Raw genomic sequence first — 12516 nt, 5'->3', positions numbered from 1 at the left:
TTGGGGCTCAAAAGGGTCTGGCAATGCTGATTCGCGGCCAAATCGATGGGATTTCGGGGGAGGTGGCTCTGGCCGCCGCCACGATCCCGGCCGCGCTGCTGCCCACCCTCCTTATTGGCGGCCTTCTTCTTACTTGCCCCTGAGGGCCGGCTGGGCGCCACGCGCCTGGGCGCTCAGGGGTTGGTCGAGATCACCGGACACCTCAAGCGCCCAGCAGACTGACGGCGCAAAAGCTCAAAAGGAAATTTGCAATGGCCCCCGCGAACAAGTCCGACAAGGACCGCGTCATCATTTTCGACACCACGCTGCGCGACGGCGAGCAGTGCCCCGGCGCCACCATGACCTTCGAGGAGAAGCTCGAGGTCGCGGAGCTCCTGGACGATATGGGCGTCGACGTCATCGAAGCCGGCTTCCCCATTACCTCGCAGGGTGACTTCGAGGCGGTGAGCGAGATCGCGCGCCGCTCCAAGAATGCCGTCATCGCCGGCTTGTCTCGCGCGCATCCAGCCGACATCGACCGCTGCGCCGAAGCCGTGAAGTTTGCAAAACGCGGCCGCGTCCACACCGTGATCGCGACCTCGCCGCTGCACATGCGGGTGAAGCTGAACAAGACGCCGGAGGAGGTGTTGGAGACCTCGGTCGCGATGGTTGCGCGCGCCCGCAACCAGATCGACGACGTCGAATGGTCGGCCGAGGACGGCACCCGCAGCGAGATGGATTATCTGTGCCGCATCGTGGAGGCCGTCATCAAGGCCGGTGCGACCACGGTGAACATCCCCGACACCGTCGGCTACACGGTGCCGGAGGAATACACCCACTTCATGAAGACGCTGATCGAACGCGTGCCGAACTCCGACAAGGCCGTGTTCTCCGTGCACTGCCATAACGACCTTGGCATGGCGGTGGCGAACTCGCTGGCCGGCGTGGTCGGCGGTGCGCGTCAGGTCGAGTGCACCATTAACGGTATCGGCGAACGCGCCGGCAACGCCGCGCTCGAAGAGATCGTGATGGCGATCAACGTGCGCAACGACAAATTCCCCTACTGGAACAAGATCGACACCACCCAGCTGACCCGCGCCTCGAAAGTGGTGTCGGCGGCAACCTCGTTCCCGGTGCAGTACAACAAGGCCATCGTCGGCCGGAACGCCTTTGCGCATGAGAGCGGCATTCACCAGGACGGCGTGCTGAAGGATGCCTCGACCTACGAGATCATGCGGCCCGAAATGGTCGGTCTGAAGCAGTCCTCGCTGGTGCTCGGCAAGCATTCCGGCCGCCACGCCTTCGTGCACAAGCTGGAGGAGATGGGCTACAAGCTCGGCCCGAACCAGCTGGAAGATGCGTTCACGCGGATGAAGGCGCTCGCCGACCGCAAGAAGGACATCTACGACGAGGACATCGAGGCGCTGGTCGACGAGGAGATGGCGGCCTCGCACGACCGCATCAAGCTGACCTCGCTGACCGTGATCGCCGGCACGCATGGCCCGCAGCGCGCGACCATGAAGCTCGACGTCGACGGCCAGATCAAGATCGAGGAGGCCGAAGGCAACGGTCCCGTCGATGCGGTGTTCAACTGCATCAAGCGCCTGGTGCCGCACGAGGCCAAGCTCGATCTGTATCAGGTCCACGCCGTGACCGAAGGCACCGACGCGCAGGCGGAAGTCTCGGTGCGACTGTCGCATGAGGGACGTGCGATGACGGCGCGTGCGGCGGATCCGGATACGCTGGTGGCGTCCGCCAAGGCCTATCTCGGCGCGCTCAACAAGATCGTCATGAAGCGCCAGCGCGACAATGTGACGACGGCTGCGGCGAGCTGAGGCTCGACGCTGCTGGTTGTTGCACCTCTCCCGCTTGCGGGAGAGGTCGGCGCGTAGCGCCGGGTGAGGGTTCTTTCCTCACCGGGAATATCTCGACGTGGAGCTACCCTCTCCCCAGCCCTCTCCCGCAAGCGGGAGAGGGAGTGCAGCGGAATCCGCGGTGTTAACGGCGAATAGCAGCCCTGCTAACGGCCAATAGCGGCTCAATGCGCGAGCCGCTATTGATGCTCCCGGCTTGAGGATAGGCGCCCACATTGGGCAGCCCAAGAGAACAATAAGGGAGAGAATATGCGCACCTTCGCGATCGCGGCATCCGTCGCGGCATTGGCTTTGGCATTGACCGGGCCGGCATCGGCTCAATCGCCCATCATCATCAAGTTCAGCCATGTCGTCGCGACCGACACCCCGAAGGGCAAGGCGTCCGAAAAATTCAAGGAACTCGCCGAGAAGTACACCGGCGGCAAGGTCAAGGTCGAGGTCTACCCGAACTCGACGCTGTACAAGGACAAGGAAGAGCTCGAGGCGCTGCAGCTCGGTAGCGTGCAGATGCTGGCGCCGTCCAACTCGAAATTCGGCCCGCTCGGCATCCGCGAGTTCGAGGTGTTCGATCTGCCCTACATCCTTCCCGATCTGAAGACGCTGCGGAAGGTGACGGAAGGCCCGCTCGGCGCGCGGCTGCTCAAGCTGCTGGAGCCGAAGGGCATCACCGGCCTTGCCTATTGGGATAACGGCTTCAAGCAGATGAGCGCCAACAAGAAGCTGGTGGCACCGAGCGACTATCAGGGCGTCAAGTTCCGCATCCAGTCCTCGCGCGTGCTGCAGGCGCAGTTCAAGGCGCTCGGCTCGCTGCCGCAGGTGATGGCGTTCTCGGAAGTCTACCAGGCGCTGCAGACCGGAGTGGTCGACGGCCAGGAGAATACCTGGTCCAACATCTATACCCAGAAGATGCACGAGGTGCAGAAGTACATCACCGAGACCAATCACGGTTACATCGGCTACGTCGTGATCGTGAACAAGAAGTTCTGGGACGATCTGCCGGCCGACATCCGCGACCAGCTCTCGAAGGCGATGAAGGAAGCGACCGACTTCAACAACGCGCAGTCGCAGAAGGAAAACGACGACGCGCTCGTTGGCCAGCCGCTGATCGACGAGTTCCTGAAGGAAGCCAAGAGCACGACGAACTAGCACGACGAACCGAGCGCACGTCGAACGAATCTAAACGAAATATGAAGGAGGGCTTCCGTGCGGGCTGCACGGAAGCCCTTTTTTGTTACGGATGATGTCCAGCGGTGCCTGAACGGACGTTCAAGTGAATTACATCTCCGTCAGAACGCCCTCTCTGTCCAAGTTGTAAGTTGCACCTCGGCCTTCCGGCCCTCATCTTCAGGATATCCTTCCAGAGGAGGTTCGTATGAGGAAGTTCACCATCGCCGCCATCGCCGTGCTCAGCATCGCCGGCTCGGGCGCGGTCTATGCCCAATATCATCGCCCGTGGATGGAGCACTTCCGCCACATCCGCATGAACCCTGAAGACCGCGCCGCCTTCGTCGACGCGCGGATCGCAGCGGTCCATGCCGGGCTGAAGCTCAACGCCGACCAGGAGAAGCTATGGCCGCCGGTCGAGGCCGCCGTGCGCGACTTCGCCAAGCTGCGGATCGACCGCGCCAATGCGCGGATGAACGCCGGTTCCGGAGACGCTGCCAAGGACGGCAACAAGCCGGACGATCCGGTCGCCCGCCTGCGCCAGCGCGCCGACGACATGGGCGCGACCTCGGCGGCGCTGAAGAAGATCGCCGATGCCGCCGATCCGCTCTACAAGAGCCTCGACGACGGCCAGAAGCGCCGTCTTGCCATGCTGACCCACCACCGCGGCCCGTTCGGCGGCGGCGAGGACGGCCCGCCCCGCCACTTCATGGAGCGCGGCATGGACCGCATGATGGAGCGTGGCATGGACCACTTCCGCGGCCGCGACCGCGACGATGGCCCGGATCGGGAAGGGCGTCTTTGAGCACTCCGGGATTTCCCGGATATTAACCTCTGAGAACCGCTGGAATCCAGCGGCTTTTCGCATTCTGGCGGCTGTGGAAGAACCTTGGAAAACATGCGTCACATCGCTTGCCAGACCCGGATCGCTTTGCTAAACGACCGGCCTCGCAAGGCATTGACCGCCTTTCGGGCGCATAGCTCAGTTGGTAGAGCAGCTGACTCTTAATCAGCGGGTCCCAGGTTCGAGCCCTGGTGCGCCCACCACTAATAACTCTTGCCGCGAAGTCGTCGTCGGAGCGCCCTCTGTGCGCACCGTGACTGGCGAACGCGAGCTCTCCAATGATGGATTGGCTGAACGCACCTTGCGGACGCCGGGGGCAGAATGCCGGTTGGTGTTACAGGCGGACGACTTCCCCGCTCCGAACGCTTTCATCGGCGGCAAAGACGATACGGAGTGAGTTGATCGCGTCCTCGTGATGCTCGGACAGGTCAATCTCGCCACGGACAGCACCCAGAAACAGCCGCTGCTCGCGCTCGCATAACTCCTGATGGCCGGGTTCGTCAGCTGTCGAGATCAACTCGTCCGGCTTTGCAAAATGGCCTTCGGCGCCGCGCGCCGCGTGATGGATGCGAAGGGCGTTGGTCCGCGTATGCGTGTCATGGTCGGCCGAATGCGCGGCGGCTTCGCTGCTCTCTTTCGCGACCATCGACACGCTGCCGTTCGGGCCGATCAAATCCTTCACGAAATGAGCGGTCTCGCTCATCATCGGACCCCAGCCGACCTCGTACCATCCGACGGATCCATCGTCGAACACGATGTGAAGATGCCCGTAATTGTACATGGTCGGCGCGATCTCGTTCGTCAGCCGCGCCCCGACCGCATGGACCGCAACGGGACGCGCTCGCGTCACCTGGCACATGATGTCGACGTAATGGACGCCGCAATCGACGATCGGCGAAGTCGACCGCATGAGATTCTTATGAACCTCCCAGAAGGAGCCCGCGGACTGCTGGTTGAGATTCATACGCATCACGAGCGGCTTTCCGAGCGTCCGGCCGATCTCGACGAACTGCGACCATGCGGGATGCACGCGCAGGATATAGCCGATCAGCAGCGCCTTTCCGGCCGTCCGTGCCGCGCTGACGACCCGTCGCGCGGCCTCCAGCGTGTTGGCGAGCGGCTTCTCGCAGAAAACATGCGCACCTGCGGCGATAGCCTGCAAGGCCATGGCGGCGTGATGCTCCGTGTAGGTGCAGATCGCGACGGCATCGGGACGTAGGCTGGTGAGCGCCTCGTCGAAGCTTTCGAAGCGCGGAAGGGAGGGAAACTCGGCCTCGAGATCGCTACGCTCGGCTGCACGCGAGGTGCAAAGACCGACGAGCTCAAATCCCTCGATCGATCTGTAGGCGCGGGCATGGCTGGTCCCCATGGTGCCGAGGCCAACCACGAGAACGCGAACCTTTTGTGCTGTCGAGATGGAGGGCGAGGACATGGCTCAATCGGTCTCTCGGTCAGATGTTGGTTGCCGGCTCGTCGCGCTAGGAGTCGTCGTCGGCACTCGGCCGGCCCTCGATCCAGGTTTCGAGCACGCGCAAATCGTCACCGAGATGTACGAGGCTCGCGAGATAGCCTGGCGCGATGCGGCCAAGGTCCCTGTCGCGCCGGAGAAACGTCGCCGGAATGCGGGACGCCATTGCAAGGGCGTCAGCGAGATCGAGCCGCACGTCGTTGACCGCGTAGCGTACAGCTTCGTCCATGGTCAGAACGGAGCCCGCGAGCGTTCCATCCTCGAGCCGCAGGTAGCCGTCTTTACGAGTGACGCGGCGGCCCTGTAAGTCGAACTGATCCGGCCCGCCGGCCGCCGGTGGCATTGCGTCCGTAATCAGCATGAAGCGGTCATGCCGCTTGGCGGCGAAGGCGATACGCAAATTTGCCTCGTGGACATGATGACCGTCCGCGATGATTCCAACGAAAGCCTCGTCGAGATCGAGCGCCGCGCCGACCATGCCTGGCTCGCGTCCGGCGGGCGCGCTCATCGCATTGAAGAGATGGGTGAACGCCCGTGCGCCGGATTTGACGGCCGCGCAAGCCTCCGCGTAGCTTGCATTGGAGTGGCCAAGCGAAATCAGCACGCCATGCTGCGCGAGTTTGGCAATGTCCGCTGCTCCGACCCTGTTAGGCGCGAGCGTCAGGATGACGGCGCCACAATTCGCCTCGGCGATCGTCGCGATGTCGCTCGGCTCGAGATCGCGGATATAACCGAGCTCGTGTGCGCCCTTGCGGAGCGGATCCAGGAACGGGCCTTCCAGATGGATGCCGAGCGTCGCCGGAGTCCGTTGTCGCGCCTCGCGCGTCGCGGCAATGGCCGCTGCCATCACCTGCGGCGTATCGGTCACCAGCGTCGGTAACAACCCAACGGTGCCGTACTTGCGATGCGCTGCGGCGATTTGAGCGATGCCCTCAGGCGTTGGATCGTCGTTGAACAGGATTCCGCCGCCGCCATTGACCTGCACATCGATGTAGCCGGGCGCAAGCAGGCCGCCGCCGAGATCGTGCAACTCGCCGTGAGGCCTATCGGCATGGGGCACGATTGCGGCGATGCGGGCGCCTTCGATGACGACCACGTGGTCATCGAGAAAACGTTCGCCATCAAAAATCCGCGCGCCGGACAGAACGATCATCAAACAGTCTCCGTCACCTTGCGCAAATTGCGCGGGCGGTCGGGATCGCGCCCGAGCCGGAGCGCAAGCGCCTCGGCAAGGCGGTAGAAGCGGTGGATCATGACGATGGGCTCCAGGAGCGTTGCCTCGACCTTTGCCGTCGCGAGACGATCCTCCTCATCGACGCCGCCCGCTTCGATTGCAATCACCGTTGCGCCGGCCTTGGTCAGCGCCGTGAGCGTCGGCAGCATGCCTTCGCGCGCCGCGTCGGACGGCAGGAAGGCGATGACGGGGAAGCCCGGGGCGACGAGTTCGGCCGGGCCATGCAGCACCTCGGCTGCGGAATAAGCCTCGGCGTGAATCGCGCAGGTTTCCTTGAGCTTCAGCGCCGCCTCCGCGGCGATCGCAAGCGTGGCACCGCGACCGAGCACAAAAGCGCTGCGGGCATTTGCGAGCCTCTCGAGCATCGCCGCGGGGGGCGCCGTCTCTTGACCGCGCAGAACGCCCGGCAAGGCGGCGAGGGCGTCTGCGAGTTGCAGGTCCTCGCGCCAGGCCGCGACAAGGCTCGCGCCCGCGACAAGACCTGCAATCATCGATTTGGTCGCGGCGACGGAACGTTCCGTGCCTGCGCCCAATGGCAGCAGCAGTTCGGCCTCTCGCGCCAATGGAGAGTCTATGTCGTTGACCAGTGCGACGGCCAGCGCACCGCCGCGTCGTGCGGCGCGCTGCATTTCGACGATATCCGGGCTGCGTCCCGATTGCGAGATTGCGACGGAAACGCCGCCTTCGAGCCGCATCGGCGTACGATAGAGTGTCGCGATGGAGGGGCCGATGGAGGCACAGGGTACGCCCGAAACGATTTCGACGAGGTATTTCAGATAGAGCGCGCAGCAATCCGACGAGCCGCGGGCGATGGTTGCGACGAGGGGCGGGTCGAGGGTGCGCAGGCGCGCTCCCAGTCTAGCAAGCGGCTCCGCATTCTCGCTGAGCTGCCGCGCGACCGCATCGCCCGACTCGCCGATCTCCTGAAACATGAGGGTCGTCATCGCTGCGACTTTCGGGCCGGTGGTGACAGCGTGAGTTCAGAGACGAAATCATAGGCATCGGCGCGGTACCAGGATTTCGTGAACTCGACGCAGGATCCGTCGGCGAGATAGGCGATACGCTGGATATAGAGCGCCGGGCTGTTCGGTGCGACGCCGAGCAGTTCGGCATCCGTATGATCGAGGAGAGTCGCACGTAATCGCTGCAGGCCCCGGGTCGGCTTGAAGCCGTTCGCGGAGAGCGCCTCGTAAAGCGAATCGCCGACTGACTCCTGTTCAGGAAGAAAACCTATCGGCACGGCGGCGCGCTCGATGGCCATGGGCGAACCGTCGGCTAGGCGCAAGCGTCCCAGTCGGAACACCCGTTCGTTCGGCCGTACGCCAAGCATCATGGCCTCTTCCGGCGTCGGCAGGAACACGCCGCGCTCGAGCTCGCGTGAGCTCGCCTCCAATCCGCGCAGCCGCATGTCTTCCGTGAAGCTCGTCAGACGCGAGGAGGGCTGTTCGACGCGCGGCGTTGCACGATGGATGAAGGTGCCGGCGCCATGACGGTGAAACAGCACGCCTTCGGCGATCAAATCGGCAATCGCCTTGCGCAACGTGGTGCGCGATACCTCGAGCAGCTCGCACAGTATGCGCTCGGCCGGAAGCAATTGCGTCTCCGCGAACCGTCCGGTCTCGATCTCGCGCCGAAGCGCGTCGACCACGGCCCGATAGAGTTTCTGGCCTGGCGCCGTCTCGACCGTCATGGACATTGCGGGTCCTCCGCGAGCGTTCCACCGGCGAGCAGGATTGCGCCATCGACTGCGTCGCGCCGCGGCGGCGCGAGGCGCTTGGCCACATCAGGCGGCAAGAAGGGCCGCAAGGGCTCACCGAAGCCGCCGGCAAGCGCAATGCGCTGCGCGCCGAGCGCCGTCAGCGCGTTTGCAAGCGTCGCGATCGCACTGGCTGCCTCGCCGACAATTTCGCGCGCGCGCATGTCTCCGGATCTGGCGACGTCCAGGATCTGGGGTGCAAAGGCGCCGTAGTCTCTGGGTCTCGCGTCCGCTGCCCAGCGGCTCATCCGTAACGGATTGTCATCGAAATGACGCCCGAGCGCTTGCGCGAGCCCGCTCATCGGCTCGAGGCCATCAATCGCACGCAGCGTCGCGCGCAACGCCGACTCGCCGAGGCGTGCGGCAGATCCGTCATCGCCGAGCCAGAAACCGCGTCCGCCAATGATGGTCGTTCGAGCTCCCACGCGAGCGATGCCCGCCGAGCCCGTGCCGGCGATGATGAGGCCGCCGTCGCCGAGGCCGTTCGCACCGACGCAGGCGGCGACAGCGTCGTTGACAGCGACGATGCGGGCAAAGCCGGGCAGGGCGGCGGAGACGCGCGCTGCCTCCCTGTCGTCCGAAAGCCCAGCAAGACTAAGGCCGACTGCGATCTCCTGCCTTGGCGCGCCGGCACTGATCGCGGATTCGATGGTTTCGCGCACGACGCGCATCGCCTCGTCGAAGTCGAGATAGATGTTCGAAGCCGGCCCGAGCCCGCGCCCGAGCTCTTGGCCTGACGAATCCCGCAGTCTCGCGCGGCAACGGGTGGCGCCGCCGTCTACTCCGAGAAAGAACCGGGCTGTCGCCAAGGAGCCTCCTAAAAATATTCTTAACGCCTCTAGACAAGTGGTATGTCACGTGGCTAAAACGAATACAAGAGGTATCTACCATTGGTATTCACGATGCTGGTACTGCCGAGTGCGGAGACGGGAGAGAGGTGCGGCGACACCGCTGACATCGTGACGACCGATGAAGCGGTGTTTGCAGACGCGATGCTTGCCTCCTACCGCCGGGCGATTGCTTCGGTTGCGGTTGCTTCAAAGGACATTCGCACAGCGGCACTTCGGCTCGCCGCCATTTGGCGGGCCGGCGGGCGTCTGGTCTTTGCCGGTGCGGGGTCTTCGGGCCTTGCGGCGGCCGCGGATGCTGCCGAGCTTCCCGGTACGTTCGGCCTTGACCCGAGCCGCATCGCAATTGTCCTGCCCGGCGGGACCACTGAGCCATTTCGCATCGACGGCGCGGCGGAGGATGATGCTGTAGCCGGCGAGAGGTCCATGACCGAGCTTGGCGATCTCTCCCGCGACGCGGTGATCGCCGTCTCGGCAAGCGGCTCGACGCCGTTCACCGTCGCCGCGGCCGCAGCGGCGCGCAGGCGCGGCGCCTTCGTGGTCGGCATTGCGCACCATCCTGCCTCTCCGTTGCTCACAGGCGCCGACGCCTCGATCCTGCTCGAAAGCGGGGAGGAGGCGCTGCGCGGCTCGACGCGGCTCGCGGCCGGAGCCGCGCAAAAGGCCGCGCTCGGCATGCTCTCATCATTGATGGGACTCGAGCTCGGTCACATCCACCAGGGGCTGATGGTCAACCTGAAGGCCGATAATGCGAAGTTGCGGGAACGGGCGCGCGGGATCGTGGCATCGATCGCTGGTGTCAGCGATGCCAAAGCGGCCGCGGCGTTGCTTGAGGCCGGCGGCGATGTCAAGCCAGCGGTGCTGATTGCCCACGGCATCGCCAGCATGAGCGAAGCCGTCAACTGGCTCGCTGCTGCGGAAGGCCGCATAGACGACGCGTTGCGCCGCGCAAAGGTCAACGAAATCGAGGGCGAAGGCCCGAACAAGGGAGCGTAGCATGAGACGGACATTCAAGGCCGCATTGGGAGCTGAGGTTGCCGCGTTGGCGTTGCTCGCGGGGCTGGCGTCGGCCCAGGCAGGCTCATTGAAGATCGAGAGCTGGCGTAACGACGACGCCGATATCTGGAATTCGAAGATCATTCCCGCCTTCAACAAACACTATCCCGACATCAAGATCGAATTCGCGCCGTCCGCGCCCAAGGAATACAACGCCGCTCTCAATGCGCGGCTCGATGGCGGCACCGCCGGCGACCTGATTACCTGCCGTCCGTTCGACGCCTCGCTCGCGCTCTATCAAAAGCATCAGCTCGACGCAGTCGACGGCATCAAGGGCATGGACAATTTCTCTGATGTCGCGAAGGCCGCGTGGCAGACCGACGATGGCAAGACCACCTTCTGTGTTCCGATGGCCTCGGTAATCGCAGGGTTTATCTACAACAAGGAAGCATTCGCCAAACTCGGCGTGTCCGAACCGAAGACGCTCGACGAATTCCACGCCGTGCTCGAGAAATTCAAGAAGGACGGGACCTATGTCCCGCTGGTGATGGGCACGGCTGATCAATGGGAGGCCGCGACCATGGGATTCCAGAATGTCGGTCCGGACTATTGGAAGGGCGAGGCGGGTCGCGCCAATCTGATTGCCGGCAAGGAGAAGCTCACCGATCCGCAATACGTTGCCGCCTTCAAAGAGATCGCGAGCTGGGCACCGTATCTTGGATCGGGTTTCCAGGCGCAGACCTACGCTGACAGCCAGAACCTGTTCTCGCTCGGCAAGGGCGCAATCTATGCGGCTGGCTCGTGGGACATCTCGACATTCCGCGGCCAGGCGAAGTTTGCCATGGGGGCATTCCCGCCGCCGCGGCCGGCCGGCACGGCGGATTGCTATATCTCCGATCACACCGACATCGCGATGGGTGTCAACGCAGCTTCGAAGAACAAGGAAGATGCGAAGAAGTTCCTGGAATGGCTGACGACGCCGGAGTTCGCAACGATCTACGCCAACGCGCTTCCCGGTTTCTTTCCTCTCGCCAAGACGCCGGTGAAGGTCGATGACGACGTCGCGGCGACGATGGTCGGCTGGCGCCAGACCTGCAAGTCGACGATCCGCAACTCGTATCAGATCCTGTCTCGCGGTACGCCAAACCTGGAAAACGAGCTCTGGAACGTGTCGGCGCAGGTCGTGAACGGCAAGCTGACGCCTGATGCTGCCGGCAAGCAACTGCAGGACGGCCTCGACAAGTGGTACAAGCCTGCCAAGTGAAGCCAGTCCCTCTCTCCGCGCTTGCGGGGAGAGGGATTTTCCTTGTTCGATCCTACCTACATACTCCGCCGACTCGCGGCACTAGCCGCAGGCGCGGAGAGGGACGATAACGCACGCTAGGTTCAATCTCTTCCCGTCATGCCCGAATCCGTTTCGAACATCACTGCCCAGATGCCTCGCGCAAAACTCGCGGGTCTTCTGCTGTTCTTTCTCGGGCCGGCGGTTGCGATCTATACTCTATTCTCGATCTATCCGCTCGTTGCGACGATGACGCTCTCCACCTATACGAGCGATCCGTCGGGAGCCCGGTCTTTCGTTGGGCTCGCCAATTTCGCGACGCTGCTCGGCGATGCGCTCTGGTCGAAGCCATTCTGGAATGCCTTCGGAAACAATCTGATCTTCTTCGCCGTGCACATGTGCGTGCAGAATCCAGTCGGTATCGCGCTCGCTGGATTGCTGAGCCTGCCGGGTCTGAGGCTCAAGGGATTTTATCGCACAGTCATGTTTCTGCCCACGATGCTTTCGGTTGTCATCGTCGGCTTCTCCTGGAACCTGATCCTTTCCCCGCTATGGGGCGTCGCTGCCGGCGCCTTGAAGGCCGTGGGTCTGGGCTCGCTGTTTGCTCCCTGGTTGGGGCTCGAATCGAGCGCGCTCGTGACGCTGTCCCTCATTTCCGTCTGGCAATTTGTCGGCATCCCGATGATGCTGATCTATGCCGCCCTGCTCAACATCCCCGAAGAATTGATCGACGCGGCACGCGTCGACGGGCTCGGACATTTCCGTATCTTCTTCCACATCAAGCTTCCGCTGGTCCTGCCGACGATCAGCCTGGTCTCGGTCTTGACCTTCGTTGCCAACTTCAACGCGTTCGACCTGATCTATTCAATCAAGGGCGCGCTTGCGGGGCCGAATTTCGCGACCGACATTCTCGGCACCTTCTTCTACCGCACCTTCTTCGGCAATCAGCTGCAGCTCGGCAATCCGACCATGGGCTCCGCGGTCGCGACCGTCATGTTCCTTGTCATCCTCGTCGGCCTCTGCCTCTATCTCTTCTTCGTGCAGCGGCGCATCCGCCGTTACGCATTCTGA

11 protein-coding genes and 1 tRNA gene are annotated in these 12516 nt (G+C 63.5%); 7 read left to right on the top strand and 5 right to left on the bottom strand.

Annotated elements, in window-relative coordinates:
- Positions 1–251 precede the first annotated feature (251 nt).
- The 4 genes from NLM31_RS31665 (at position 252) to NLM31_RS31650 (ending at position 4064) form a co-directional block, all read left to right on the top strand.
- A complete protein-coding gene (locus NLM31_RS31665) occupies positions 252–1814 on the top strand; it encodes a 2-isopropylmalate synthase (protein ID WP_254194863.1) in 1563 nt (520 codons plus the stop codon).
- A 288-nt stretch (positions 1815–2102) separates the two neighbouring features.
- The gene (locus NLM31_RS31660) at positions 2103–2999 is read left to right on the top strand and encodes a DctP family TRAP transporter solute-binding subunit (protein WP_254194862.1); all 897 of its coding nucleotides are present in this window, start codon (positions 2103–2105) and stop codon (positions 2997–2999) included.
- Between the two features lie 226 nt (positions 3000–3225).
- On the top strand, positions 3226–3822 hold the full coding sequence (locus NLM31_RS31655) for a Spy/CpxP family protein refolding chaperone (protein WP_254133212.1): 597 nt from the start codon (positions 3226–3228) through the stop codon (positions 3820–3822).
- Between the two features lie 166 nt (positions 3823–3988).
- Positions 3989–4064, top strand: a tRNA-Lys gene (locus tag NLM31_RS31650).
- A 131-nt stretch (positions 4065–4195) separates the two neighbouring features.
- On the opposite strand, the gene NLM31_RS31645 is transcribed toward NLM31_RS31650, so the two are convergent.
- The 5 genes from NLM31_RS31645 to NLM31_RS31625 are packed head-to-tail and all read right to left on the bottom strand — an operon-like array spanning position 4196 to position 9128.
- Positions 4196–5293, bottom strand: a complete 1098-nt coding sequence (locus tag NLM31_RS31645; RefSeq protein ID WP_254194861.1) for a Gfo/Idh/MocA family protein — start codon at positions 5291–5293, stop codon at positions 4196–4198.
- A 46-nt stretch (positions 5294–5339) separates the two neighbouring features.
- The gene (nagA, locus tag NLM31_RS31640; protein WP_254194860.1) at positions 5340–6482 is read right to left on the bottom strand and encodes an N-acetylglucosamine-6-phosphate deacetylase; all 1143 of its coding nucleotides are present in this window, start codon (positions 6480–6482) and stop codon (positions 5340–5342) included.
- The gene (locus NLM31_RS31635; RefSeq protein ID WP_254194859.1) at positions 6482–7507 is read right to left on the bottom strand and encodes an SIS domain-containing protein; all 1026 of its coding nucleotides are present in this window, start codon (positions 7505–7507) and stop codon (positions 6482–6484) included. The genes nagA and NLM31_RS31635 overlap by 1 nt, the downstream gene beginning before the upstream one ends.
- On the bottom strand, positions 7504–8259 hold the full coding sequence (locus NLM31_RS31630) for a GntR family transcriptional regulator (RefSeq protein ID WP_254133059.1): 756 nt from the start codon (positions 8257–8259) through the stop codon (positions 7504–7506). The genes NLM31_RS31635 and NLM31_RS31630 overlap by 4 nt, the downstream gene beginning before the upstream one ends.
- A complete protein-coding gene (locus NLM31_RS31625) occupies positions 8250–9128 on the bottom strand; it encodes a BadF/BadG/BcrA/BcrD ATPase family protein (RefSeq protein WP_254194858.1) in 879 nt (292 codons plus the stop codon). The genes NLM31_RS31630 and NLM31_RS31625 overlap by 10 nt, the downstream gene beginning before the upstream one ends.
- A 93-nt stretch (positions 9129–9221) precedes the next feature.
- Between NLM31_RS31625 and NLM31_RS31620 the strand changes: the two genes are divergently transcribed.
- From NLM31_RS31620 to NLM31_RS31610, 3 genes are all read left to right on the top strand, one after another.
- Positions 9222–10163: an N-acetylmuramic acid 6-phosphate etherase gene (locus tag NLM31_RS31620; RefSeq protein ID WP_254194857.1), complete on the top strand. Its 942-nt coding sequence runs from the start codon at positions 9222–9224 to the stop codon at positions 10161–10163.
- Position 10164: 1 nt separating this feature from the next.
- Positions 10165–11427 (top strand): ABC transporter substrate-binding protein, encoded by a 1263-nt coding sequence (locus tag NLM31_RS31615; RefSeq protein WP_254194856.1) that lies wholly within the window; start codon positions 10165–10167, stop codon positions 11425–11427.
- 171 nt (positions 11428–11598) lie between these two features.
- Positions 11599–12516, top strand: a complete 918-nt coding sequence (locus NLM31_RS31610; protein WP_375167560.1) for a carbohydrate ABC transporter permease — start codon at positions 11599–11601, stop codon at positions 12514–12516.

Origin of the sequence: Bradyrhizobium sp. CCGUVB4N (assembly GCF_024199945.1) — a bacterium.
In the GTDB taxonomy this organism is placed as follows: Bacteria; Pseudomonadota; Alphaproteobacteria; order Rhizobiales; family Xanthobacteraceae; genus Bradyrhizobium.
The sequence above is the reverse complement of the archived record's forward strand: the minus strand, read 5'-3'. Positions and strand labels throughout refer to the sequence as shown.